The sequence below is a fragment of the Streptomyces sp. NPDC054813 genome (genome assembly GCF_053611365.1).
The window spans coordinates 43,991-69,325 of sequence record NZ_JBSHAF010000039.1 but is presented as its reverse complement, the minus strand read 5'-3'; the positions used below and the strand labels follow the sequence as shown (position 1 = coordinate 69,325).

22 protein-coding genes, 1 tRNA gene and 1 pseudogene are annotated in these 25,335 nt (G+C 70.9%); 13 read left to right on the top strand and 11 right to left on the bottom strand.

The window, feature by feature from the left end; all coding sequences use genetic code 11:
• A complete protein-coding gene (locus ACWGJB_RS46065; RefSeq protein ID WP_453386016.1) occupies positions 1-600 on the top strand; it encodes a DedA family protein in 600 nt (199 codons plus the stop codon).
• 55 nt (positions 601-655) lie between these two features.
• Here the strand turns inward: ACWGJB_RS46065 and ACWGJB_RS46060 are convergent, their stop codons facing one another.
• On the bottom strand, positions 656-889 hold the full coding sequence (locus tag ACWGJB_RS46060) for a DUF2277 domain-containing protein (RefSeq protein WP_453386015.1): 234 nt from the start codon (positions 887-889) through the stop codon (positions 656-658).
• A gap of 93 nt (positions 890-982) precedes the next feature.
• Between ACWGJB_RS46060 and ACWGJB_RS46055 the strand changes: the two genes are divergently transcribed.
• The gene (locus ACWGJB_RS46055) at positions 983-1,951 is read left to right on the top strand and encodes a ketopantoate reductase family protein (protein WP_453386014.1); all 969 of its coding nucleotides are present in this window, start codon (positions 983-985) and stop codon (positions 1,949-1,951) included.
• On the opposite strand, the gene ACWGJB_RS46050 is transcribed toward ACWGJB_RS46055, so the two are convergent.
• Positions 1,948-2,523, bottom strand: coding sequence for a phosphoribosylanthranilate isomerase (locus ACWGJB_RS46050; protein WP_453386013.1), 576 nt, complete (start codon positions 2,521-2,523; stop codon positions 1,948-1,950). The genes ACWGJB_RS46055 and ACWGJB_RS46050 overlap by 4 nt on opposite strands.
• A gap of 476 nt (positions 2,524-2,999) precedes the next feature.
• Between ACWGJB_RS46050 and ACWGJB_RS46045 the strand changes: the two genes are divergently transcribed.
• The 7 genes from ACWGJB_RS46045 to ACWGJB_RS46015 all read left to right on the top strand — a co-directional run bounded on the left by ACWGJB_RS46045 (position 3,000) and on the right by ACWGJB_RS46015 (position 12,716).
• Positions 3,000-4,337 carry an alpha/beta hydrolase family protein gene (locus ACWGJB_RS46045; RefSeq protein WP_453386012.1) on the top strand — a complete coding sequence of 446 codons (1,338 nt, stop codon included), beginning with the start codon at positions 3,000-3,002 and terminating at the stop codon, positions 4,335-4,337.
• 303 nt (positions 4,338-4,640) lie between these two features.
• The gene (locus ACWGJB_RS46040) at positions 4,641-6,893 is read left to right on the top strand and encodes a HAMP domain-containing protein (protein ID WP_453386011.1); all 2,253 of its coding nucleotides are present in this window, start codon (positions 4,641-4,643) and stop codon (positions 6,891-6,893) included.
• Positions 6,894-6,908: 15 nt separating this feature from the next.
• The gene (pgsB, locus tag ACWGJB_RS46035; RefSeq protein ID WP_453386010.1) at positions 6,909-8,369 is read left to right on the top strand and encodes a poly-gamma-glutamate synthase PgsB; all 1,461 of its coding nucleotides are present in this window, start codon (positions 6,909-6,911) and stop codon (positions 8,367-8,369) included.
• Positions 8,366-8,848 (top strand): poly-gamma-glutamate biosynthesis protein PgsC/CapC, encoded by a 483-nt coding sequence (locus ACWGJB_RS46030; RefSeq protein ID WP_453386009.1) that lies wholly within the window; start codon positions 8,366-8,368, stop codon positions 8,846-8,848. The genes pgsB and ACWGJB_RS46030 overlap by 4 nt, the downstream gene beginning before the upstream one ends.
• A 44-nt stretch (positions 8,849-8,892) precedes the next feature.
• Entirely contained in the window at positions 8,893-9,972 is a 1,080-nt protein-coding gene (locus ACWGJB_RS46025) for an NlpC/P60 family protein (RefSeq protein ID WP_453386008.1), read from the top strand.
• A 56-nt stretch (positions 9,973-10,028) separates the two neighbouring features.
• The gene (locus ACWGJB_RS46020; protein ID WP_453386007.1) at positions 10,029-12,173 is read left to right on the top strand and encodes an ArnT family glycosyltransferase; all 2,145 of its coding nucleotides are present in this window, start codon (positions 10,029-10,031) and stop codon (positions 12,171-12,173) included.
• Positions 12,174-12,386: 213 nt separating this feature from the next.
• Positions 12,387-12,716, top strand: a complete 330-nt coding sequence (locus tag ACWGJB_RS46015) for a hypothetical protein (protein ID WP_453386006.1) — start codon at positions 12,387-12,389, stop codon at positions 12,714-12,716.
• A gap of 46 nt (positions 12,717-12,762) precedes the next feature.
• Here the strand turns inward: ACWGJB_RS46015 and ACWGJB_RS46010 are convergent.
• Positions 12,763-12,834 (bottom strand) — tRNA-Val (locus ACWGJB_RS46010).
• Between the two features lie 346 nt (positions 12,835-13,180).
• Here ACWGJB_RS46010 and ACWGJB_RS46005 point away from each other — a divergent pair.
• From ACWGJB_RS46005 to ACWGJB_RS45995, 3 genes are all read left to right on the top strand, one after another.
• Positions 13,181-14,473 carry a hypothetical protein gene (locus ACWGJB_RS46005; RefSeq protein ID WP_453386005.1) on the top strand — a complete coding sequence of 431 codons (1,293 nt, stop codon included), beginning with the start codon at positions 13,181-13,183 and terminating at the stop codon, positions 14,471-14,473.
• A gap of 69 nt (positions 14,474-14,542) precedes the next feature.
• Complete coding sequence (locus tag ACWGJB_RS46000; RefSeq protein WP_453386004.1) at positions 14,543-15,091, top strand: DUF4383 domain-containing protein; 549 nt, start codon at positions 14,543-14,545, stop codon at positions 15,089-15,091.
• Between the two features lie 196 nt (positions 15,092-15,287).
• Positions 15,288-15,506: an FmdB family zinc ribbon protein gene (locus tag ACWGJB_RS45995; RefSeq protein WP_453386003.1), complete on the top strand. Its 219-nt coding sequence runs from the start codon at positions 15,288-15,290 to the stop codon at positions 15,504-15,506.
• Here ACWGJB_RS45995 and ACWGJB_RS45990 read toward each other — a convergent pair.
• The 3 genes and pseudogenes from ACWGJB_RS45990 to ACWGJB_RS45980 form a co-directional block, all read right to left on the bottom strand.
• Entirely contained in the window at positions 15,503-16,315 is an 813-nt protein-coding gene (locus ACWGJB_RS45990) for an HAD family hydrolase (RefSeq protein WP_453386002.1), read from the bottom strand. The genes ACWGJB_RS45995 and ACWGJB_RS45990 overlap by 4 nt on opposite strands.
• A pseudogene (locus ACWGJB_RS45985) lies at positions 16,315-18,896 on the bottom strand (phosphoribosyltransferase). Before ACWGJB_RS45985 ends, ACWGJB_RS45990 begins: the two are co-directional and overlap by 1 nt.
• Before the next feature lie 28 nt (positions 18,897-18,924).
• On the bottom strand, positions 18,925-20,097 hold the full coding sequence (locus ACWGJB_RS45980) for an HpcH/HpaI aldolase/citrate lyase family protein (RefSeq protein ID WP_453386001.1): 1,173 nt from the start codon (positions 20,095-20,097) through the stop codon (positions 18,925-18,927).
• A gap of 176 nt (positions 20,098-20,273) precedes the next feature.
• Between ACWGJB_RS45980 and ACWGJB_RS45975 the strand changes: the two genes are divergently transcribed.
• A complete protein-coding gene (locus tag ACWGJB_RS45975; RefSeq protein ID WP_453386000.1) occupies positions 20,274-21,062 on the top strand; it encodes a TerD family protein in 789 nt (262 codons plus the stop codon).
• Between the two features lie 43 nt (positions 21,063-21,105).
• Here ACWGJB_RS45975 and ACWGJB_RS45970 read toward each other — a convergent pair whose 3' ends face one another.
• From ACWGJB_RS45970 to ACWGJB_RS45950, 5 genes are all read right to left on the bottom strand, one after another.
• Entirely contained in the window at positions 21,106-21,843 is a 738-nt protein-coding gene (locus ACWGJB_RS45970) for a TerD family protein (protein WP_453385999.1), read from the bottom strand.
• Positions 21,844-21,963: 120 nt separating this feature from the next.
• Complete coding sequence (locus ACWGJB_RS45965) at positions 21,964-23,109, bottom strand: DUF475 domain-containing protein (protein ID WP_453385998.1); 1,146 nt, start codon at positions 23,107-23,109, stop codon at positions 21,964-21,966.
• 132 nt (positions 23,110-23,241) lie between these two features.
• Entirely contained in the window at positions 23,242-23,817 is a 576-nt protein-coding gene (locus ACWGJB_RS45960) for a TerD family protein (RefSeq protein WP_453385997.1), read from the bottom strand.
• A 119-nt stretch (positions 23,818-23,936) separates the two neighbouring features.
• Positions 23,937-24,512, bottom strand: coding sequence for a TerD family protein (locus ACWGJB_RS45955; RefSeq protein ID WP_360487016.1), 576 nt, complete (start codon positions 24,510-24,512; stop codon positions 23,937-23,939).
• Positions 24,513-24,687: 175 nt separating this feature from the next.
• Positions 24,688-25,146 carry a peroxiredoxin gene (locus tag ACWGJB_RS45950; RefSeq protein ID WP_453385996.1) on the bottom strand — a complete coding sequence of 153 codons (459 nt, stop codon included), beginning with the start codon at positions 25,144-25,146 and terminating at the stop codon, positions 24,688-24,690.
• Between the last annotated feature and the right edge of the window lie 189 nt (positions 25,147-25,335).

The following is a 25,335-nucleotide window of genomic DNA, read 5'->3' as shown; positions in this document are numbered from 1 at the left end:
ATGGGATCGCTGGAGGCCGGGCCATGGATATACGCCATGGTGGCCCTCTCCGTGCTGCTTGATGTGTTCCTGCCGGTCCTGCCCAGCGGTGTGCTGGTCATCACCGCGGCCACGGCAGCGGCGGCGGGCACCGGGGCGGCTCCCGGGCGCGTCCCGCACGTCATACCCGACATCCTCGCGCTGACCTTCTGCGCCGCCGCCGCGTCGGTCCTCGGCGACCTGGTCGCCTACCGGCTGGCCTGGCGCGGCGGGGCCCGCCTGGACCGTGCGATCGCCCGCTCCCGACGGCTGAGCAGCGCGCAGGAACGGCTCGGCGAGGCCCTGTCCCGGGGCGGCGGCGCCCTGGTCGTACTGGCCCGCTTCGCCCCGGCCGGCCGCTCGGTCGTCTCCCTGGGCGCCGGCGCCACCCACCGCCGCGTCCGCGAATTCCTCCCCTGGTCCGCGCTGGCGGGCCTCAGCTGGGCGGTCTACAGCGTCGCCCTCGGCTACCTGGGTGCCCAGTGGCTGGGCGCGACCTGGCTGGCGACGGCGGTGTCGGTGGTGGCGCTGTTCGGGGCGGGAGCGGGCGCGGGGTTCCTGATGCGAAGACGCCCGGCCTGATCCGTACTTCCCCCGGCGCTTCGAGGGGCCGGGAGCGCCCGGGAGCCCCGCGGCCTCAGCCGCCGGCTTCGCGCACCGCCTGCCCCCGCACCTCCAGCCCCCCGAGCAGCGCGGCGGTGGCCTCCGCCACCGCGTCCACCGCCCGCTCGAACACCTCCCGGTTGTGCGCGGCGGGCGCCCGGAACCCGGACACCTTCCGTACGTACTGCAACGCGGCAGCGCGGATCTCGTCCTCGGTGGCCTCCTCGGCCAGCTGAGGCGGACGCAGGGTCTTGATACTCCGGCACATGTCCCCAGTCTCCCGCAGTCCCCTTCCTTCCTGCGAGGATCGTCCTGAGGCGGCCACCGCTCCCGGGGCCGACCGACGAGAGGACAGCCCCCCATGACGAACACCCCGAACACCCCGAACACGTCGGACACGCCGGACACGCCGGACAGCCCGGACAGCGCGCCCGGTCCCCGGCTCACCGTCGCCGTTCTCGGTCCCGGCGGCGTGGGCGGCCTGCTCGCGGCCCTGCTCTCCCGCGCCGGCCACCGCGTGCTGTGCCTGGCCGGCGAGGAGACGGCCCACACCCTGCGTACCGCCGGAATCCAGGTCCGCAGCGCCCTGTTCGGCGACTTCACCGCCCCCGTGGACGCCGACACGGCCCTGCGCGAACCGGTCGACGCCTGCCTGATCACCGTCAAGGCCACCGCCCTGGACGCGGCCCTCACCCGGATCCCGCCCACGGCCCTCGGCGACGCCCTCCTCGTACCGTTCCTGAACGGCGTGGAGCATCCCGCGCTGCTGCGCGCCCGCTACGCCCCCGACCGCGTGGCCCCCTCCGTGATCCGCGTCGAGTCGACCCGCACGGCCCCCGGCCTGGTCGAACACACCAGCCCCTTCGCGGAGATCGACCTGACCGGCGCCAAGGTCCCCCGCCCCCGTCTGGAGGACCTGGCCGCGGCCCTCACCGCGGCCGGCCCGGCCACCCGCGTCCTGGACGACGAGACCACGGCCCTGTGGGCGAAGATGTCGTTCCTCGCGCCCTTCGCCCTGCTCACCACCCGCTACGGTCTCCCCCTCGGCGAGGCCCGCACCCGGCACCGCGACGAACTGGCCTCGCTCGTCGCGGAGACGGCCGCGGTCAGCCGCGCCTGCGGCGCCCCGGTCGACCCGGCCCAGGCCCTGTCCCGTTACGACGCCTTCCCGCCCGCCGCCAAGTCCTCGATGCAACGTGACGCGGAGGCCGGCCGCCCCCTCGAACTCGACGCGATCGGGGGCGCGTTGCTGCGCGCGGCGGACCGCCACGGAGTACCCGTGCCGGTGACGGCCCGCATCGTCAGGGAGTTGCGCGAGGCCGGACGCTAGCCGCCGTGCCGCCCGGGGGTGCGGGCGGCGGCGACGAAGGCGGCCATCTTCTCGCGGCTCTTGACCCCCGGCGCGGTCTCGACACTGCTGGAGACGTCCACGCCGTAGGGCCCGAACTCCTCGATGACACCGGCCACGTTGTGCTCGTCGAGGCCGCCGGCGATCACCACCTTCCCCGGCACCTCACCGACCCAGCCGGGGATGTCCTCGAACACGCCGCTGCCCGCGCTGGCGTCGTAGAAGAAGTACCGCAGGGCCTCCGGCTTCTCGGGCGGGGTGCCGGAGGCGAGGGCGAGGTTCGGGATGTCGGCCGGCTCGTAGATCTGGATGATGTCGACGTGCTCGGCGACGGCCGCCGTCTCGGCGTGGGTCAGGGCCACGGCGAAGACGGTGATCCGTCCCCGGGCGTGGTCGGCGAGCGCCACGGCCCGTTCGGGCGGGCAGTACCGCTTGCTCCTGGGGGTCACGACGATCCCGACGGCGTCGTATCCCAGCTCGACGGCCCAGTCGATCTGCTGCTCCTGGGTGAGCCCGCACACCTTCACGAACGTCGGCTGCCGTTGCCCGCTCATCCGTCCCCTGCTCCGTTCTCCCGCCCAGCGGGAACGTGATCGTGCCGTCGCCCCCCAGGCTCTCATTGCGGGCCGGGGCCGGACGGGAGCCCCGGCGGATCGCGGTCCGTCTCCCCCTGCCTCGCCGCCTCCCGGGGCACCCTCGGTGTGCGGCGCAGACCTGCGCTCGCGCCGCGCGTGCAAACCCACAAGCCGACAGGTCATCAGACCGCCGTTCCCCGTGTGTTCGCCGACGCCGGCAACCGAATCAACCTGCCGCCGGGCGCCTCGACTTGACGCATGTGCTCCGGCCGCACCACAGGGGTGCGGCCGGCGCCGTGGAGCGCCGGATCAGCGGACCGTGACAGCGCTCGGCATCCGGTACGTGAGGTCACCACGGGGTCATCCGGGGCCCGTGGGTCCGTGCGCGGCTGTCGCGGTACGGTGTGCGGCAGTCGATCGCCCGTTCTGTGATCGCTGACCCACGAGGGGGTTTCATGAATCACCGCCGCCTGCGCCACCGCCGCAGAATGATCGCCGTAGCGGTCGGCTCGGCGGGTGCGCTGGCCGTTGCACTGGGTGTGGGGCTGACGTCGGCGATGGCCACCGGGACGTCGTCCGCCACGCCTGCGCCCACCGCGTCCTCGTCCGCCCCGAGCACGCCCTGGGCACCCGAGAACGACGAGGCGCCGCTGGGCCGCCACAAGGCCCTGCAGCCCAAGACCCTCGCGGCCGGCCGCACGGCCTCGAACGCTCTGCAGCTCAAGATGCCCGCACCGTCGGGGAAGTACAGCGTGGGCATGGTCGGCCTGCACCTCGTCGACACGTCCCGTACGGATCCGTACGTGGGCGGGACCCGCGAGTTGATGGTGTCGCTCTGGTATCCGGCCACCTCCACGTCCGGGCACTATCAGGCGCCGTGGATGCCGTCGATCGCCGGCGCCCACTTCCTCGCCACGCGCGGGCTGTCGCCGCAGCAGGTGACCCTGCCGACCACGGCGGGTCATGTGCTCGCCCCGGTGAACACCACGCTCGGCAAGCTGCCCGTCCTGCTGTACTCGACCGGGCTGCACTCGGACCGCGCGATGGGCACCGCGCTCGTCCAGGATCTCGCCAGCCGCGGCTACCTCGTCGTCACCGTCGACCACACCCACGACGCCAACGAGGTGCAGTTCCCGAAGAGCCGGCTCGAGGTCAACAAGATGCCGGCGGGCGCCCACTCCTCCGACACGCTCAAGGTGCGCGCGGCTGACATCAAGTTCGTCATCAACAAGCTCAACACGCTCAGCACGGGCGGCAACCCGGACGCCGGCAAGGCCACGCTCCCCTCCGGGCTGACGAAGTCGGTCGACATGTCCCGCATCGGGATGTTCGGCTGGTCGCTGGGCGGCGCGGCGGTCGACACCGCCATGCAGCTCGACAGCCGTATCGACGCAGGCGCCAACCTGGACGGCCAGTTCTTCGGGACGGCGCCGAGCAAGGACCTGAAGCGCCCCTTCATGCTCTTCAGCTCCGGCAGCCACAACCGCAACAACGACTCGTCGTGGCGCACGCTGTGGTCGCACCTGAAGGGATACAAGGTCGACATCAAGCTCAAGGGCGCGGCGCACCTGTCCTTCAGCGACAACGAGTGGATGATCCCCCAGGAGGCGCGCCTGCTCGGGCTCTCGCAGGCGCAGATCCAGCAGCAGTACGGCACGATCGACCCGAACCGCGCGGTCGCGGTCCAGCGCGTCTATCTCGCGGCCTTCTTCGACCAGGAGCTGCGCAAGCAGCACAGCACCCTGCTCGACGGGTCCAACAGCAAGTACCCGGAGATCTCTTTCGTCCCCTGACCGGACAGCCGGCCGGACAGCCGGCCGGACATCCGAAGGGCGGGTCCTGCTCGTGGGTCCGCCCTTCGGCTCGCCTTGGGTCCGCATGTGTCGGCCGTCATATCCGGCGGCCCGGTTCACACGTACGAAACAGGCGTGAAAGTGTGATGGTTATGTAATCGCATGGCGCTAGAGTGTTCGACCTGTAGAACGTTCGGGCGCCCGGCGCCAATTGACAAAGGACCTCCTGCCCTGCCCTCCGCCCCTCGGGCGCCGCGCCGACACCGCACCCGCCGCCGCGCCGATATGCCGATGCTCGGCGGGGTGCGCCCGCCGATCGCCTCACTCGTCGTACTCCTGCTGGTGGTCGCCGCCCTGACCATGATCGCCCTCGACGGCATCCATTCCGCGGGTGTGCCGCAGGCGGTGTCGGACGGGGAGCAGCAGATCGCCGCCGACACCGCGCTGTCGATGCGCACCACGATCGACGCCGAGGCGAGCACGGTACGCCGTGCGGCCAAGGCGTACCCGGCGACGAGCACATCGACCCCCGCGACCACGCTCAAAGCACTGACTTCTGCCAGGAAGGGGATCCTGGGCAGCGCGCTGCTCGACCCGAAGACCGGCAAACTGCTGGCGGTCGGCGGCAAGACGGTGCAGCTCGCCGGGGTGGAAGTCGCCAAGGCGGCATCCGGGCACGGGGCGATCCCGCCCCGGCTGGTGACGTCGGACGGCACGCGGCAACTGCTGTACTTCGCCAAGGTCACGCTGCCCGCGCAGCAGGAGGACGCCAACCAGGACCAGAACCAGGTCCCCAGCGGTCCCGACCGGCAGTGGCTGCTGGTGGTCTCCGAGGCGCTCCCCGCCCCCACGGCGTACGGCGACGGACGCACCGCCGAGGTGCTGGACGCGAGCGGCACCGCGCTCGCCACCGCGTCCCACGGCACGGCGTCGCCGGCCGCCGCCGACAGCGGTCTGCCCTCGGCGGCGGCCCGCGCGGCGAAGGGGTCGGGGCATGACACCGACGCCTCGGGAAGCCTGCTGGGCGCCGCCACGGGCAACCGGCGCGCGGTGGCCGGCTGGGCCCAGGTCGCTTCGACGACCGGCCCGGGCGACACCGACGGCCTCGGTCTGGTGGTGCTCACCTTCCGCGCGGTGCCCGCCACGGCCACCGCCGTCGACTACTCGGGCTTCGCGCTCCGGGCCGCGGGGGCGCTGGTCGTGCTCGCGCTGCTGCTCGGGCTGGCGCTGCACTTCTTCCTGCAGCGGCCGCTGCTGCGGCTCTACCTGTCCGCCGGCCGTCTGGCCCGGGGCGCGACCGAGGCCGGGCCGACCGCGTGGGAGGAGCTGTCCCGGCCGGTGCCGGTGAACGGCTTCGGGGAACTGGCCCGGATCGGGCGGGCACTGGAGTCGCTGCGCCGGCAACTGCTCGGCGAGAGCGGCCCGCAGGAGTTCCCGGTCCGGCGCGGACCGGGCTACCGGGCGCTGGCCGGGGTCGGCGTGCTGGTGCTGGTCTGCTGGGCGGCGCCGATGATCTTCGTGCTGAACCGGGCGGACACCGCGACCGCAGTGCCGGCTTCGGTCCTCGCCGTCCAGCAGACACGCACCGAGATCGCGTCGAACCGGGTCCGGCAGTCCCTCGACCAGCTGTACACCGACCTGAGTGACGCGGCCGCAAGTCTGCCGGGCAGCAACCGGGCCGCCCAGACCGAGGTGCTGCGGCGCACCCTCGCCGACCACAAGCAGTTCCGCTCGCTGTATCTCCTGGACAGCTCGGGCGGCATCTCGCTGCGCGTGGGCGGGTCACCGCTGCGCACCATCGTCCACGTGCCCGGCGGCGGCGGGATCACCACCGTCAACACCTCGGGCCGGATCCCGGCGATCGCCGCCTACACCCAGGTCCGGGCCGTCAAGGGCAAGACCCCGGCGGCCGGCGTGGTCCTGTTCGGCGAGATCGACGTGAAGGCACTCAACTCCATTCTGTCCAGACCGAAACTGGGCAGCGTCTGGGTGACGGACGGCGACGACAAGGTGCTGGCGGCGAACGTGGGCTACCGCGCCTTCCAGTCGCTGCCCGACTCCGGTCTGAGCCGTCTCGCCCGCGCCACCCAGGGCGCCCCGGGGACCGCGGGCACCGCGACCTCGCGGGTGCTCCGCACATCCTCCGGCCCCTCGGTCGACGCCGCCGCGCCGCTGGCGCAGAGCGGTCCGACGGCCCGACTCGGCTGGCACGTGGTGACCGCGGAACCCGCGGCAGCGCTCCAGATTCCCGCGGTGCAGGCCGAGCAGCGCACCATGCTCGCGGGGATCCTCGGCCTCACCCTGGGCGCTGCCTGCCTGGGCTGGCTGCATGTCGTAGTGGTCCGGCCGCTGCGCTCGGTCGCGGTGCTCGTCGAGCGGCTCGCCGGCGGAGACCGCCGCACCGTGCTGCACCCGGTCAACCACGACGAGATCGGCTCGGTCACCCGCAGCCTGGAACTGATGCGCCAGGCCCTGGCGGACCGCGACCGGGCGGCCAGATCCGGCCAGGCCGCCGGGCCCTTCCCGTCCCTTCCTCAGACCACCCTCCAGCGGTAGAAGGACGGAATCGGCATGCTTTTCCTCTATGTCATAGTCCTGCTGTGCTGCGCCGGGCTGTGGGTCGCCGGAATCGTGGAGCAGCGGCGGCACTTCGCCTCGCTGGAGCAGATACCGACGCGGGTGCTGGTCAACGGCATCCGCGGCAAGAGTTCGATCACCCGGCTGTGCGCGGGCGCGCTGCGCGGCGGCGACCTGGTCACGGTGGCCAAGACCACCGGCACCGCGGCCCGGTTCATCCATCCGGATGCCACCGAGGAGCCGGTGTACCGCAAGTTCGGGCTGGCCAACGTCGTCGAGCAGATCGGCATCGTGCGGCGGGCGGCGGCCTACCGGCCGGACGCGCTGGTGATCGAGTGCATGGCGGTGATGCCCGCGTTGCAGGAGATCAATCAGGAGAAGCTGATCCGTTCCACGATCGGCGTGCTGTGCAACGTGCGCGAGGACCATCTGGAGGAGATGGGGCCGACGCTGGACGATGTCGCCCGCTCGCTCTCCCGCTCGATGCCGGTGGGCGGGGTGTGCGTGACGGCGGAGAAGGACCGGCTGCACATCCTCCAGGAGGAGGCCGACAAGCGGAACTGCCGTCTGATCGCGGTCGATCCGGAGTCGGTGACCGACGCCGAGCTGCGCGGCTTCAGCTGGTTCACCTTCAAGGAGAACGTGGCGATCGCGCTGGCCGTCGCCGAACTGCTCGGCGTGGAGCGGCAGACCGCGATGCAGGGCATGTGGGACGCGCCGCCCGACCCGGGCGTGCTGTCGGTGGAACGTTACGTCACCCCTGAAGGCAAGCAACTGCGGTTCGCCAACGTCTTCGCGGCCAACGACCCCGAGTCGACGCTGATGAACGTCCAGCAGCTGGAGGATCTGGGCGCGATCCGACGGCCTCTCAACGTGGTCATCAACTGCCGCCCGGACCGGGTGGAGCGCAACGGCCAGATGGGCGCGATCGTCCCCGGCCTCGCCCCCGAGACGGTGTTCCTGATCGGCCACCCGACCAAGAGCGCCCGCGATGCGATTCCGGCCGGCTTCACCGGGCGGGTGGTGGATCTCGGCGGCGACCGCCGGGATCCCGAGGAGGTGACCGAGGCGATCCTCGCGGAACTCGGCCCGACTTCCTCGATGGTGGCGATCGGCAACATCCACGGCCAGGGCGAGCTGTTCCTGGAATGCCTCGCCGGGCTGCCGCTGGACGAGTCCGAGGATCCGTTCGACGCCGTTCCCCAGGGCGACGGCCTGGACCAGGAGACCATGCAGATCGTGCTGGTCCGGCCGCAGGTCGCGATGGGCCGGCCGCCCGAGCCGGAGCCGTACAGCTGGGTGGCACCGCTGGAGACGACCCACAGCTTCCACATCCCGAATCAGCGGGAACTCGCCCGCCAGTTCGCCGCCCGCCACGGCCGGCCCGACAGCCAGAGCACCACGGACGACCCGCGCAACTCCTACGATCAGCCCCAGTCCACGAGGAACCCGTGATCCCCGCCAACCTCACCGCACAGACCGCCGCACTCGGGATCGCCCTCGGGCTGGTCTTCTCGCTCGTCTGCTACCTGACCACCAACCTCTCCCCCGGAGGCATGATCACCCCGGGCTGGATCGCCCTCACGCTCGTCACCGACGTGCAGTTGGCCGGGCTGATGGTCGTTGTGGCGGTGCTCACGTACTTCACGACGAAGCTGCTGCAGCGCACCGTGATTCTCTACGGCAAGCGGCTGTTCGCCGCCGTGGTGCTGAGCGCGGTGCTGATACAGACCACCGTGATGCTCGCCCTCAACCACGAGTTCCCGCTGCTGTACACATCACAGACCCTTGGCTTCATCGTCCCCGGTCTGGTCTCCTACCAGATGGTCCGTCAGCCGATGGCGGCCACGGTCATCTCGACCACGGCCGTGACGCTGGCCACGTACGTGGTGCTGGTCTCCGGTCTGCTCATCGGCGTCCTGCCCACCGGGTGACCTGCCCACCACCCTCACACCCCGTACTTCCAGGAGGATCGGCCATGCACTCCCACTCCGCCGGCAGAGGCAGCCGCCCGAATCGCCGTGCTCTGCTCGGGACGATCGCGGGCGTGGCGGCCGCCGGGGTGACGGGCGGGTACGCCTGGAACCGCCTCGGGCACGGCAGCAGCGACGACGGCGACGGCACGGCCGCCGACGGCACCGGCACCGGTTCGAGCGCCGGGAAGCGGACCTTCGAGCGGCTGTCCGCCCCCGACCGCACCGTGGTCCGTGCCGCCGACGGCGGCACCCTCGCCACGTTCACCGACGGAGCCCGTACGGCCGTGCTCACCGGGCGCACCCGCAGCTTCAGCGAGCCGCGGACCACCGAGGCCAAGGTGACCACGGACGCCTGGGTGCGGGTGCTGCCGCACGCATGGCAGCAGGGCATGGAGAAGTCCGCCTGGTTCAAGGGCTGGTTCGACAAGACGCTCGGCGACACCAGCCCGGACGTCTTCGCGGTGGCGTTCCAGTACAGCAGCGCCGGGGCGCCCGACAAGCACAACGCCAAGGGTGTGCGCTACGCGGGCACCGCGCACTTCGGCCCGCGCAATTCCGAGGTCAACAACCCGCTGGACTTCGCCTTCCACGACGAACAGTCCGACTTCTACGACTATCTGGGCGTTCCCTGGACCTTCCCGGACGGCTCCCGCGCGCAACCGGAGCAGGCCCGCTACGGCGACGTCGACTGCTCCGGCTTCCAGCGTCTGGTGTGGGGCTACCGCATGGGCATCCCCCTGCACAACACCAACACCAAGGGCACCGGTCTGCCGCGCCGCGCCTTCGCCATCGCCGCCTATGGTCCCGGCCGCCTGGTGATCCCGCACACCGGCACGAAGCAGGCCACCGACCTGGGCATCCTGCAACCCGGCGATCTGGTGTTCTTCGCCATCATCAAGGACCGGCCGGACTTCATCGACCACTGCGGCATGTACATGGGCCTCGACGACCAGGGCCGGCACCGCTTCTACTCCAGCCGCTCCGCCGCCAACGGCCCCACCCTGGGCGACCTGTCGGGCCGCTCGCTGCTGGACGGCACCGACTTCTACGCCCGCGGCTTCCGGTCGGCCCGCCGTCTGTGATCCCGCCGCCAGTGCACCGCGGCTCCACCTGACCTGCTGATCCAAGGACCACTGCCATGACCGCCATCCCCGCCGCCCGGCCCACCGGAGCGCACCGAGGCCGCCGGGCGGCGAACCGCCGATCCGGCCTGCCGGAAGACGCCCCGCGCTGGGAGCGCCCGGCGCTCGCCGCGGTGCTGGCCGTCGCCACGCTGCTGTACTCCTGGGGCATCGGGCACGCCGCGCTCCACCCCTTCTACGGTGCGGCGATACGGTCGATGGCCGGCAGCTGGCGGTCCTTCTTCTTCGGCGGGCTCGACACCAGCGGTTCGGTCAGCATCGACAAGCTGCCCGGCGCCCTGTGGCCCGACGCCGTCTCCGTCTGGCTCTTCGGCCCGCACACCTGGGCGGCCGCTCTTCCGCAGGTCGTCGAGGGCGTGCTCACCGTGTGGCTGTTGCACCGGATCGTACGGGCCTGGGCCGGGCCGTTCGCCGCGCTGATCGCCGCGCTGGCGCTCACCGTCACCCCGGTCACCGTGGTCCTCAACCGGGCCACCATCCCGGACACCGCGCTCACTCTGCTCCTGGTGGCGGCCGCCGGAGCGCTGCAGAAGGCGGTGCGCACCGAGCGGCTGCTGCCGCTGATCACCTGCGGGATCTGGGTCGGGCTCGCCTTCCAGGCGAAGATGCTGCAGGCGTGGCTGGTGCTGCCGGTCTTCGCCGCGGTGTACCTGGTCGTCGCGCCCGGAAAGCCGTTGAAGCGGGCTCTGCGCGTCCTGCTGGCCGGTGCGGTCGCGCTGGCGGTCTCCTGCTTCTGGGTGCTGATCGCCTGGGCGACACCGGCCGCCGACCGCCCGTACCTCGACGGAACGTCCGACAACAACCCCTTCGCCCTGGTCTTCGGCTACAACGGCCTGAGCCGCTTCAGCAGCGACTCGACCGCGTTCGGTGCCGTCGCGGGCACCGCCACCAGCCGCACCACCGGCAACACCGGCTGGGACATGCTGATCAACCAGACGGTCGGCCCCCAGGTCGCCTGGTTCCTGCCGCTCGCCGTGCTCGCCGCGGTCCTCGGCATCGTCTGGCGCGCCGGTCAGCCGCGAACCGACATGCTGCGCGCGGGATTTCTGATGTGGGGCGGCTGGCTGGCCGTGCACGCCGTGGTGTTCAGCGCCTCCAACGGCAACCACGCCTACTACATGGCCGTCATCGCCCCGGCGCTCGCCGCGCTGGCCGGCGGCGGGCTCGCGCTCTTCCGGTCGGAGTACGAGTCGGCGTACGAGCCGAAGCACGGGTCGGAGCACGGACCGGAGTACGGACCGGAGTACGAGCCGGGATACGAGTCGGAGCACGGATCGGAGTACGGATCGGACCGCGAACCGGAGCACGAGCCGGAACGCTGGTCGCCGTACCTGTCGGCGCACGGTTCGGAGCGCTGGTCGCCACCCGTGTCACCGTACGAATCCGAGCACGGGTCGGCGCACGAATCGGAACCCCGGTCCGAGGACGAATCGGGCGGCCGACGGCACCTGGCGCTGCCGGCGGCGATCGTGCTGACGGCGGCATGGGCGCTGGTGCTCGACTGGCCCACCCGATTCGTCTCCTGGCTGCTGCCGGTCGCCGTGATGCTCGCGCTGTGCGGCGTGGTGGGCCTGTGGACCCGTGGCCCGCGCACCTCCTCGCGGATGGTCCGCGCGGCCCTCGCCTCCGCAATCGCGGCCACCCTGGTCGCACCGGCCGGCTGGGCCGCCTCCAGCCTCAACCCGCTCTACGCGGGCGCCGCCACCGCGCCGATAGCCGGTCCGCTCGGCAACGCGTACTACGACAGCGTCCGTCAGCACCACGCTCCGCAGCGGATAGGTCTCGACCGGCCCGGCGTCCGCGACACCGCCCTGCTCGACTACCTGACCGAGCACCGCCACGGCGAGAAGTACCTGCTGGCCACCCAGGCCGCCTACGGCGCCGAGCCCCTGCTGCGTGCGAAGTCCGAACCCATCCTCGTCATGGGCGGCTTCACCGGCAACACCCCCTTCCCCACCGCCGGGCAGCTCGGCAGCCTCGTCGCCGCCCACCAGCTGCGCTATGCGCTGCTCACCACCCAGCGCCCCACCACTGCGGTCACCACCTGGGTGAAGTCCCACTGCACCCGTATCCAGCCCACCGCCTACGGCCGCAGCGCCGGCGGCAGCTTCACCCTCTACGACTGCAACCCCCAGAAGTGAGACCGACGGGCCCGTGCCCGGAGCAGCCACTCGATCCCTGCCGACCCGCAGAGCTCGCGGGGGCCGCCTGAGCCGGACGCAGTCAGCACTGCACGTCCGGTTCTGCGGGGCGCCGGGGATCAGCGCTGGTCCCCGGCCACCCGACCACACTCGAACACATGAACCCCACGGACGAGCTCGCTACTCAAATTCGAACAGGCGTACCATTGCCGCGTGGCTGCGACCTATGACTTTCCGAGTGACCTCCTCGCCGGTCAGGAGGAGCTGCATCAGGTCCGGGCCGAGCTGTCGGCCCTGCTGAAGCGGCTCCCCTGGTCGGTCGTGCCGCTGGACGGATTCAGCGACGACGGCGGCTGGCGCAAGGTGGAGCGTCCCGCCTCGCCGGGCTGGACCGAGGACCAACAGGCCGAAGTGGAGAAGCTGCGCCGCCGCGAACACGAGCTCGCGGTGTTCGTCAGCGGCCACCGCTTCTGGGCGGAGATAACGGCACCGGACCGCATGGACGCCCGAAGCCGCCTGAAGCACGCACACGAGGAGGACTGAGAACACGAGAAGACCCCGGCCGATCCGGCCGGGGTCTTCCTCGAAGTGGGCGCGGACGGTTTCGAACCGCCGACATCCTGCTTGTAAGGCAGGCGCTCTACCCCTGAGCTACGCACCCGAGACGAGTCGACAGCCTACATCGTCCCGGACACAGTCCCGCAATTCCGTTTTCCGGATCGGGCAGGCGGCGGCGATTCCCATGGCGTGCCCCCGCTCGAGCGGGGTCGAGAGTCGGACCATTGCCTCCCGGCCGACGAAGTGATCACGCGAACCGCGAACTGACCGCCCCGTGTGTTCGTCTTTCCTGGGTGGGAGAATGTCAGCACCGCCAGCACACAGGGGCGCACCGCGGCACGGGAGAGGGAGAAGTGACGGCGACATCGGCGACTTCGGCGGCATCCGAGCAGTCGTATTCGCGTCCCGTACGGGCCCGGCGCTCCCCGATCCGGGATGTCCTCGGCCTGATGAGCGTGCCGTTGCTGGCCGTGCTCCTGGTGCCCGGGGCGTTCGCCGGTGGTGGCACCCGGCGGTGGTTCGGGGGGCGGGCCGAGAGTCAGCGGGCCGAGGCCCAGGCGGCCAAGGACGCCGCGGCCGCCGCCTTCTACGAACTGGACACCGCCCAGCGGGATCTGCGGATCTCCATAGAGACCATCTCCGCCGTCGACGACTCGCCGGCCGCCCGTCGTGCCGTCTCCGACTTCGAGGCGCTGGGGCGGCGGATCGACGAGGTGAGCAACCGGTACATCGAGGCCATCGACGCCTACGACCTGGACCGGGACGATCTGGAGGCCGCCGCCGCGTCGCGGGCCCGGGGGGAGATCACCCGTGCCAAGGACGAGCTCGTCGGCGTCAAGCGGGACCTGGACCGGTTCGGGGAGTCGCTCGGGCCGCTGCTCGGCAAGGCCGAGACGCAGCTGGCACGGCTCGCGCCCGCCGTGGAGCGGGCCCGGCAGGCGCTGCTGGCGGCCAGCAACGCGCTCGACGCCGTACGGAAGACCCAGATCAGGGCCGACGATCTGGCGGCCCGGCTGGCCGCGCTCGCGCCCGAGCTGACCAAGCTCAATCAGGGCGCCGGACAGCATGGTGTGCAGACGACGCTGGAGCGGGCCGGGCGGGTGCAGCGGGAGGCCGAGGCCATCCGGGTCGAGGCCGAGCGGCTGCCGGAGAGGGCCGCCGAGATCGATCACCGGCTGGTGAGCCTGCGGACCCGGGCGCAGGCGCTGACCACCCGGGCCGGGCAGGTGGATCCGGTCCTCAGTGAGCTGCGCCGACGGTTCTCGGCCGCCTGCTGGCAGGATCTCCAGCAGGTGCCCGAACAGGCCGCGCAGAACGTACGGCAGGCCGAGCTGAAGCTGAGGGAGGCGCAGGCCGCGCGGGACGCGCAGAAGTGGGCGGATGCCACCTCGCTGCTCTCCACCGTGCGGGCGCTGCTCAACGGTACGGACGAGGCGGTGTCCGCCGCCGGTGACCGGCTGAGCCGGCTCAACGCCGTACAGAAGGATCCGCGGGCGGAGGTCGAGCGGACCCGGTTCGCGATCCGGGACGCGCAGCGGCTGGCGATGGCCGGGCGGACCAGCCCGGATCCGCGGCACGCGCGGCCGCTGGACGACGCGGTGGCGCGGCTGGAGCGGGCGGCCGGGGCGCTGGAGGGGCGTCATCCCGACTACTGGCACTTCCTGACGGAGACGGAAGCGGTACGGCAGTCGGTCGCGCGCGTGGTCGCGCAGATCAGGGAGGACCGGGGCACCGCTCACTGAGGCGTTTGCCGATGACCCGCACCGGGCGGATATTGGAAGGCGACCCGCATTCGAGAGCAGGAGGCGGAGATGGCCTCACACTCACACCTGGCACACCCGGAGACACGGCGGCGGATCATGTTCGACGAGGCACTGCCCGTCGACCACCGCCTGAACAGGATCTACCGGATCGGTGCGGGCCTGATGGGCCTGTTCCTGGTGGCCTTCGGGATCCTCGGGCTCACCAACAACATCGGTTTCTTCGACACGGGCGGAAACACCGCGATCGGCCTGAACACCAACGGCGCGCTGAGCGTGCTGTCGATCTGCGTCGGGCTGCTGCTCTTCGTCGGCATGGTGATCGGCGGGAACTTCGCGTCCACGCTGAACATGGTGCTCGGCGTGCTGTTCATCCTGAACGGCTTCCTGTTCCTCGGCCTGCTCGGCACGGACTCGAACTTCCTGGCCTTCGGGATCCAGAACGTGCTGTTCAGTTTCGTGGTGGGCCTCGTGCTGATGGTGTTCGGGATGTACGGCAGGGTCAGCACGAACCTCCCGCACGACAACCCGTACTGGCGGGCCCGCCACCCCGAGTCGGAGCAGCGGGCCGGATCAGAGGCTGAGGTGCGGCAGGCGTAGTGACGCCGACGAACAACCAGGTCGCTGCCGCCGCGCCGGCTGGGACGTGGCCCCGGAAGTGGAGGAACTTCAGGGGCCAGGCTGCCTCAGCCAGAGGACCGCCCCAAGCCTACGTGCACTGGCCAATGGAACACTCGTGGACTTCCGAGGTGCAGCGATGCCCCTCACCCGCCGTCGCTCCCGTTAGCCTGTCCTCATGCCCCGCTACGAGTACCGCTGCCGCGCCTGCGGCGACACCTTCGAACTGTCCCGCCCGATGGCCGAGTCGTCCGCTCCGGCGGCATGCCCCGAGGGGCATGAAGACACGGTGAAGCTCTTGTCGACGGTGGCGGTGGGAGGCACGGCGTCCGCGCCCGCCGCCGGCTCCACCGGAAGCTCCGGAGGGGGCTGCTGCGGCGGCGGCTGCTGCGGCTAGCCCTCCGTACGGACCGTCTTCAGGAATTCCCGCAGGATTCGTTCTCCGGCGAGCACTCCGCGCTCCGGCAACGCGACCACGGCCGGCCCGGCCCACCCGGCGTCGGCCAACTCGCCGTGCCCCGGCCGCCAGCCACGGTCCGCGGCCAGCAGCAGGTCGGCGTCGAGCAGCGAGTCCCCGGCGGCCAGCGTCAGCCCGGCCCCGGTCCGCCGCGCGACCTCCCGCATCGCCGCGCTCTTCGTCAGCGGCTTCGGCACGGCGTAGATCTTCCGCCCCTGCAACGACACCGTCCAGCCGCGGTTCTCCGCCCACACCGCGAGGCTCTTCACCCACTCCTCGGGCAGCAGCTCCCGCTCCACCACCAGGTAGGCGAACAGATCCTCGGCGACCCGGAGCTTGCGCAGCCACACCGGGTCGGCGTGCTCGGTCAGATACGCCTCTACCTCGTCCAGCGGCGCGCACTCGTCCGCCAGCCGCGCCAGCACCTGTCCGTGCCAGTCCCCGTCGGACACCCCGTCCACCAGCAGATGCCCGCCGTTGGCACAGATGGCGTACCGCGGCGCCGGCCCCGGCAGGTTGATCCGCTCGTACTGCTTACGGGTCCGGGTGGTCGTCGGCACGAAGACGGCCGCGTCCCCGAGTTCGGTCAGCAACTGCGCGGACGTCTCGGTCAGGTACGACAGCGGCCTGCTCTCGTGCACCTCGACACAGAGCAGCCGGGGCGCCCGCGCGTCCGGCATGGTCAGCGCCAGCGCACCCGCCGAGTAGATGAGCGTACGGTCGAGGTCGCTCGCCACCAGCACCGCCATCAGACGTTCACCGCCTTGCCGTCGGCGCCGGTCGCCCCGCGCGTGTACTTGGGATGGATCAACCCGACACAGGTGTACGGCAGTTCGCCGACCTCCTCGACCGGCACACCGCGCTGCTCGGCCAGCAGCCGTACGTGGTCGAGGTCGGCGCCCGCCCCGGCCCGCGCCAGGATCTTCCAGGGCACCCGGCGCAGCAGCACCCGGGTGGTCTCCCCCACGCCCGGCTTGACGAGGTTCACGTCGTGGATGCCGTACTCCTCGCTGATCCGCTCGACGGCCGCCCAGCCCTCCCAGGTCGGCGTGCGGTCGGCGACGGCCAGCTCCTTCACGGCCGCGTCCACCGCGTCCACGACCTCCTCGAACCGGGCGGCGACCGCGTCCAGGAAGGCCACCGACACATCGGCCCCGGCCAGCTCGCGGTAGAACTTCGCGCCGTGGAAGTCGTCGGGTCCCACCAGGTCGGCCCGCAGCACGGTCCGCGAGATCAGCCCGGAGACGGTCGAGTTGAGACAGGCGGAGGGGATCAGGAAGTCCTCCCGGGTGCCGTACGTCCGCACGCACGACCCGGGGTCCGCGAGCACCGCGATCTCCGGGTCGAACCCGGAGACGCCCTCCCGCTCCTCGAACTCCTCCACCGCGTCGGCGAGTTCCCGGGTGATCGCGCCCTTCCCGGTCCAGCCGTCCACGAAGACCACGTCCCGCGGGTCGTGGTGCGCGGCCAGCCAGCGCAGCGCGTTCGCGTCGATACCGCGGCCGCGCACGATCGACACGGCGTAGTGCGGCAGCTCGACGCCGTACCGGAACTGCGCCCAGCGGCGCATCAGCACGCCCACCGGGGTCCCGGCGCGGGCCAGCGAGACCAGCACCGGCCTGGCCGGCCGTTCGGCCAGCACGGTCTCCGTCACGACTCCGACCGCCTGCGCGATCCGGGCGGCCGAGGTCTCCAGGGCCGCGTGGAAGAGCGCCTGGTACCGCTCGCTCGGCTGGTACTCCACCGGCAGCGACTCCGCGTAGTGCGCGCCGCCGCTCTGGATCGCCTCCTCGCGCTCCTCGGTCGGCGCCTCCAGCGTGACGTCCGAGAGGTCCTGGAGCAGCCAGCCGACGTCCTCCGGCGGGTACGAGGAGAAGGCGGGGCCGCGGAGGGGCTCGGGCAGCATGGCGGGGCTCTCTTCGGTCAGCGCGGGGACGTACGACGGTACAACCGCGAGCAGGACATGCGGGGCATGCGCGCCGAGCCGGGCCAACAGGCCGTCCGGGGCGTGGAGTTCGGGGGTGTCGCCGGCCGAGTCGACGAAGACGACCACCGCGTCGAAGCCGGCGCCGGCCACGTTGTACGCGTAGCGCTCGCCGGGGCCGTCGGCGGGGTTGTCGTGGGCCGGGAAGACGAGCCGGCTGCGGATGGCGTAACCGGGGTCGTCGACGGCCAGCACGGGTGAGCGGGTGGTGGTGGAGTACCGCACCTCGGCGGCGACGAGGGCCTCCAGCTCACGGGCGACTCTGAGGGGGGCGTACATCAGCTCCTCGAAGCCGAGGGTGAGTACGCGGCGGGTACCCAGGGGCAGCGCCTCGGCCAGGCGGGCGGCCATGGCGGGAAGCGCCGTTTCGAGGCGTATTCGGTGGGCGGGGGTGAATCCGTGCCGTCCGCCGTCGGGAAGGCCGTGCGGCCAGTGCAGGTCGATGCGGGTGAGGTGGGGGGTGGTGCGGTTGTCCGTCGTCCGCGGACCGGTGGGGGCTTGTCGCGGGGGGGGCCGCCCCCCCCCCCGCGGCGGGGCGGCCCCCCCCCCCCCCGCCGGGGGGGGGGGCCCCCCCCCCCCCACGGCCCCGACGGCGCTGCGGACGGCTGATCACCTGTCGCGGCACTCTCTTCGTACCGAGCCACCAGCTCCTGACCCTTTTCCAGGACGCCCTCGGGCAGCTTCACCGTCCCCGACGCCGCCGCCACCAGGTCCACCCGCGCGCCGATCTCCTCGGCGAACGACGTCAGTCGCCCCGCATCCGCCGGTGATCGCATATCCACCAGAGCCACCACGACGTAACGTTTCCGCGGATAACGGGCGTGCAGGTCCCTGATCGTGTTCAGGACCGTGTTGCCCGTGGAGAACTCGTCGTCGACGAGGACCAGGGGGCCGTCACCGGAGAGCAGGGCGGGGTCCTCGGGGAGCAGCAGGTGGGACGTCGCGTGGGAGTGGGACTCCTCGAAGCCCCCCGCGGGCTCGACCCCGGCGACCGGCCGGCGTGTGGAGTGCAGGTACGGGGCGAGGCCGATGCCGTCGGCCACCGAATGCCCGAGGCCCGTGGCCGTCTCGGCGTAACCCACCACCACCGCCCGGGCCGCCTCCTCGTCACCGAGGAGATCGCGTACCCGTCGGCCCAGACCGAACCCGTGGCCGTACACCACCGCCGGCGACTGGGGCACATGCTTGCCGAGCACGTTGGAGACCAGCAGGTGGGCCCGCTTCGGGTTGCGGCGCAGGGCGAGTCCGAGAAGGGCCCGCAGACCGTCGTCGCCCACGAGTTCGACGCCGAGCCGCTCGGCGACCCAGCTACCGGTCCAGTCCCCGTTGTTCACTGCGATGTTCATGCGCTTCCTGTGTCGTCCCCTAGGCCCGTCAGCCGGGGATTCCGGCGGCGAGCAGCTCCACGAAGCCGACGTCCTCGTTGGCCACGCCGAACACCTCGGCCCGCAGCATGGTCCGCTCGGCCCAGGCGCGGTGCGGCTTCACCTCGTTCATCTTGTTCGTGTACGCCGAGCGAAGTACACCCCCGCCGCCCCGTTCCGGCCGCAGGATGTCCTGGGCGTCGCAGAACTCCTCGTGACTGACGACCGACAGCGCGTGCACGGGGATGACGTGCGAGGGGTGGATGCAGGTCTTGCCGAGCAGCCCGTTGGCCTGGTCCAGGGAGATCTCTCTCAGCAGGCCGTCCATGGCGTGCTCGATGAGCCGGTTGCGCAGTTCCACGGCCTGCTCCTCCAGGAAGGGGCTGGTCCGCAGCATCGGCTTGAACATGCGCTCGGGCACCCGGAAGTACTCCCAGACCGGTCCGGTCACCGTGAACCCGGTGCCGTCGGCCCGCCCCAGCATGTTCACCACGTCGGCGATGACGGAGGCGATGATCTGCACGTCGTAGGCGGTCATGTCGGGTGCCCGCCGCAGTCCGTACGACGAGCAGAAGTCGGTCACGCCGAGGCGCAGCGCCAGCACCTTGTCACGGTACTTGTCGACGGCGCGGGCGATGCCCTCCAGGGCGTCCACGCGCGTCTCGCGGTACATCAGCTCGGGTGTCTCCAGGACGGGCATCCCGAACAGCCGGCGGCCGCTGCGCGCCTCGGCGCCGTCCAGGGCCTGCAGGAAGGGGATGCCGCGCTCCTCGGTGAACTTCGGGAACACGAAACCGGACAGCAGCGACACGCTGTCACCGAGCCGTCGTACGAGATCGGGGATCTGCTCGGGCTCGCGGACCCGGATGAAGAGCAGCGGCAGCTCCACGCCCTCGCGGACCCGGGCGGCCAGGTCGGCGAACTGCCGGACGAGGTTCTCCTCGCCCGCCGCCACGTCCTCGTCGCCGATGGAGTCCTCCAGGCACAGCACCATCGAGACCACGCCGAGTCCCGCCTGTTTGACGATGTCGTCGGCGAGCCGCTCCCGGGTGGCCGGGCTGTACAGCGTGGCGCCCAGGGCCGCGGAGAGCAGCCGGGCCGGGGAGTCGGCGGTGAACTCGCACGGCTCCTGGTGGAAGAGGCGCTGGCGCACCTCAGGTGCAATGTGCCCGAAATGACGCATAGAACTCCCCCGTGGCGTGGGCCTAGCCTGTGGATTGGGTAAAGGGTGGCCGGTAATAGTACGTACAAAGCCATGTCGAGGGTTCCCGTCGGGCATGAATTCCAGGTAACCCGCCTGTGTCGGCCGCGAGGCCCCCCGCGTTGTCGTGACCAGGACCGAGAGGGCAGGATGACCGCATGACGCACGCGATGCTGAAGGGGTCGAACGTCCCGCTGGAAGCCACCACGGTCCGGGCCGTGCTGCGCTGGACGCCCGGGCAGGGAGTTCCGGACGTGGATGCCTCGGCGCTGCTCCTCGGCCCCGAGGGACGTGTGCGCTCCGACGAGGACTTCGTCTTCTACAACCAGCCCCGGCACCCGTCCGGGAAAGTCTGGCGGCTCGGCAAGAAACGGGTGGCCGAAGGCCTCACCGACACGATCCAGACAGATCTCCCCGGTGTCGAGCCCAATGTCGGCCGAATCCTCCTGGTCGCATCGGCGGACGGCATCCCCTTCGAACACGTACCCGCCCTGCGCATCCTGCTGTACGACGCCTCGGCCCCCGACGCCGAGCCGCTGGCCCACTTCGACATCAAGCCGGAGACCGGCGCCGAGACGGCCCTGATCTGCGGCGAGCTGTACCGCAGGGGCGAGGGCTGGAAGTTCCGCGCGCTGGGCGAGGGCTACAGCAACGGCCTCAAGGGCCTGGCGACCGACTTCGGCATCTCGGTGGACGAGTCGGAGACGCTGGAGGAGCCCCAGGCCTCCCAGCCGCTGCCTCCCGAGCAGCCGACCTCGGTCCCGGCCCAGCCTGCCTACGGCTACCCCCAGCCGGCCTCACCCGCCCCGCAGCCGGCCTACGGCTACCCCCAGCAACAGCCCCAGTCGGGCTACGGCTACCCCCCACCGGCCCCGATCCCGGTGGCAACGGTCCCGAACGCGGACTTCCGGCTGCCTCCGCAGGGCCCGCAATTCATCGGGCGGTGACTGGATCGGCCTGGGGGTGCGGGGCTGTATCCAGGTGCGGGGCCTACTTCTCCACCTTCGTCTTGTAGCCCCGCCCCCACTGCAGGCCCCACCCGTACAACCGGTCCAGCTCCCCCTGGAACCCGTACACGAACTTCACCTCACGCCGGACGACCAGCTCGCCCTTCACGTTCTCGATCATCACCACCGCACAGGACCGGGCCTGCGGATGCCGCTCGTCCAGGCCGATCTCGATCCGCGGCCCGTTGCTCGGGTACAGCGTCACGATCGCGTGGGTACGGTCGAACGCCGGCGTCTGGTCGTAGATGTACACGAACACCAGCAACCGCTTGATGTCATCGCGATGATCCAGGTTGACGTACATCGTCTCGCCGGACGCCGACCCGAACCGGTCGTCGCCGCTGAGCTTGATGTACGGCGGAGCGTTGACGTCCCCGAGCAGGCCGCCGAGCGGCTGTACGACCCCCTTGCTCCCGTCGGTCAGCTCGTACAGCGCCCCGAGGTCGAGGTCGACGTTGACCATGCTCTGCCCGTGCCCGATCACCTCCGGCGGTCTGAGCGCCTTGAAGGGGTGCCGGAACAGGCTGGTCCGCTGTTCGCCGTCGAAGTCGGACGTCCGCATCCGCCAGCTCAGGTTGATCCGCAGGTTGCCGGTGGCCGCGCCCTGCTTGGTGAGGGACACCTGCTGGTGCCGCTTGGTGAGCTCGATGGAGTTGGACGCGGCGCTGCCCGAGTCGAACTCGGCCGCCCTTCCGCCCAGCAGCCCGTCGAAGAAACCCATTCCCGCCCCCAGAGACTTCTGCCGACGCCTCGGGGCGGCCGACCGTGTCGGCCGCCCCGAACAGAGCGTTCCTCGTCCAGAAGGGTGTCACACCCTCCGTTTTCGGCCCGGTGAGCCGGTTCAGACGCCGGACGAGACCTCAGCCTTCTCGTCCGTCCCCGCTTTTCCCTCGGCCGCCGCCAGCCGCTGGTTGCGTCGCACGGAGGACCAGAACGACCAGCCGATCAGGACGACGCCGACGAGACCGGTGATGACCTCGTTGATCTGGTACTGGATGGTGACCATCAGGATGACCGCCAGCGCGCCGATCGCGTAGTGGGCGCCGTGCTCCAGATAGACGTAGTCGTCGAGGGTGCCCTGCCGGACCAGGTAGACCGTGAGCGACCGGACGTACATCGCGCCGATACCGAGGCCGAGGGCCATGAGCACGATGTCGTTGGTGATGGCGAACGCGCCGATCACGCCGTCGAAGGAGAAGGACGCGTCCAGGACCTCCAGGTAGAGGAACATGAAGAACGCGGCCTGGCCGGCCAGGACGACCGCCGACTTCTTCTTGCCGGTGCGCTCGGCCTCTTCCTCCTCCTCGTGCTCCCGCTCCTCCTCGGCTTCCAGCCGGTCCTCGAAGAAGCCGGAGAGGCCGCCGACGATCATGTAGGTGATCAGACCGGCGATACCCGCGATCAGGACCGTCTGCGCCTTGTCGACGTGGCCGCCGCCGTGCTGGTGGGCGTGGGTGGCGAAGGTGAAGGAGGTGATCAGCAGGACGATCAGGGCGATGCAGACCGACAGCATGTCGACCTTGCCGAGCTTGGCCAGCGGGCGCTCGATCCAGCGCAGCCACTGGATGTCCCGGTCCTCGAAGATGAAGTCGAGGAAGATCATCAGCAGGAACATACCGCCGAAGGCGGCGATCGCCGGGTGGGCGTCGGTGACCAGTTCCTGGTAGCGGTCCTTGTTGTTGAGCGCGAGGTCGACGGCCTCGATGGGGCCCATCTTGGCGGTGACCGCGACGATCACCACAGGGAAGACCAGCCGCATGCCGAAGACCGCGATGAGCACACCGACCGTGAGGAAGATCTTCTGCCAGAAGGCACTCATCTTCTTCAGGATTCCGGCATTGACGACCGCGTTGTCGAACGACAGGGAGATCTCGAGGACGGCGAGGATCGCGACGATGCCGAAGGCCTCCCACCCCCCGTAGAAGACCGCGGCGACCAGGCCGAGCGCGGTGATCGCGAACGACCAGCCGAAGGTTTTCAGAAGCACTGGCTACCCAATCATGGTGTGGTACGGGTCTCTCCCGCGCCGTACTCGGCTTTACTCACTGTTGACCACGGAGTCTAGAGGGCATCGGTGTCCTACGGCTCGCGCGGGCCCTACATCCGGCTGTGACGGGTGCTACGAGACGTTCACACCGAAGTCGAGCGCGATGCCCCGCAGCCCGGACGCGTAGCCCTGGCCGACGGCCCGGAACTTCCACTCGCCCTGGTACCGGTAGAGCTCGCCGAAGATCATGGCGGTCTCGGTGGAGGCGTCCTCGGACAGGTCGTAGCGGGCGAGCTCCTGGCCGTCGGCCTGGTTGACGACCCGGATGAACGCGTTGGAGACCTGGCCGAAGGTCTCGCCGCGCTCGTCGGCCATGTGGATGGAGACCGGGAAGATGATCTTGTCGCACTCGGCCGGCACCATGGGCAGGTCGACCAGAATCGATTCGTCGTCGCCCTCGCCCTCACCGGTGAGGTTGTCGCCGGTGTGCTCGACCGAACCGTCGGGACTCTTGAGCTGGTTGTAGAAGACGAACCACTCGTCGCCGAGCACCCGGCCGTCCTTGCACAGCAACGCGCTGGCGTCCAGGTCGAAGGGGGCGCCGGTGGTGGAGCGGGCGTCCCAGCCGAGTCCGATCATGACGTTGGTGAGGTTCGGTGCGGCCTTGGAGAGGGAGACATTGCCTCCCTTGGCGAGCGTGACGCCCATGGTGATGATCCTCCCCTAGTGGTGCTTCTCCGGTTGTCCTGCGCGTCCGGCGCCGACCGTAAACGGTGCGGCGCCGGACAGAGCGGACGTGCGAGTGCCGAGGCCCTCGGATGATGGGCTCAGACGTTGACGCCGAAGTCCTGGGCGATGCCGCGCAGGCCGGAGGCGTAGCCCTGGCCGATGGCGCGGAACTTCCACTCCGCGCCGTTGCGGTACAGCTCGCCGAAGACCATCGCGGTCTCGGTCGAGGCGTCCTCGGACAGGTCGTAGCGGGCGATCTCGGCGCCGCCGGCCTGGTTCACCACGCGGATGAACGCGTTGCGGACCTGGCCGAAGGACTGCTGGCGGTTGTCGGCGTCGTAGATCGACACCGGGAAGACGATCTTGTCGACGTCGGCGGGGACCGTGGCCAGGTTGACCTTGATCACCTCGTCGTCGCCCTCGCCCTCACCGGTGATGTTGTCACCGGTGTGCTCGACCGAGCCGTCGGGGCTCTTGAGGTTGTTGAAGAAGACGAAGTTCTGGTCACTGGCGACCTTGCCGGCCGTGTCCAGCAGCAGCGCGCTGGCGTCCAGGTCGAAGTCGGCGCCGGTGGTGGTCCGGACGTCCCAGCCCAGACCGACGAGGACCGCGGTCAGGCCCGGGGCCTCCTTCGTCAGCGAAACGTTGCCGCCCTTGCTGAGGCTGACTCCCACGAGTCCTCCCTTGTGGTGTCCAGGGGCGGGGAGCCCCCGTCGTGCTTCGGATACCGGATCAACGATTCGATCCTAGTGACGGGTTCCCGCCCCCCGCAGGCCCTGGACCCCGAAGAATTACCGGGTGTCGGCCGTGTCGTCCCCTAGGGGATCGACGAGCGGTCCGCGGAGCGGTCTACAGGGCGTCGAGCGCCCGCACGTAATCGTTCACGTCGCGGGCGTCCGGCAGTCCGTTGACCACGGTCCACCGCACGACGCCCTCCTTGTCGATGACGAAGGTGCCGCGGACCGCGCAGCCCTTGGCCTCGTCGAAGACGCCGTAGGCGCGCGAGATCTCGCCGTGCGGCCAGAAGTCGCTGAGCAGCGGGTACTCCAGGCCCTCCTGCTCGGCGAAGAGCCGCAGGGTGTGGATGGAGTCGTTGGAGACGGCGAGCAGCTGGGTGCCGCGGTCCTCGAACTGCGGCAGGTTGTCGCGCAGCTCGCACAGCTCACCGGTGCACACGCCGGTGAAGGCGAACGGGTAGAAGAGCAGCACGACGTTCTTCTCGCCGCGGAAGTCGGACAGCTTCACGGACCGGCCGTGGTTGTCCTTGAGCTCGAAGTCGGGCGCCTTGTCGCCGACCTGGATCGCCATCGCTGCATCCCTTCGTAAGGGGCTGTTCGGGTGAGGACACCCTATGCGGCGGCCCTTGCGCGGCGATCACGGCAGGCCGGGGGGGGGGGGGGGGGGCCCCCCCGCCCCGCCCCCCCCGCGGCCCCCGCGAGGGCGGCGGCCGCGCGGGGGGGACGGCGGCTGCGGCGCGCGCGCCCTCTCTAACAGTCA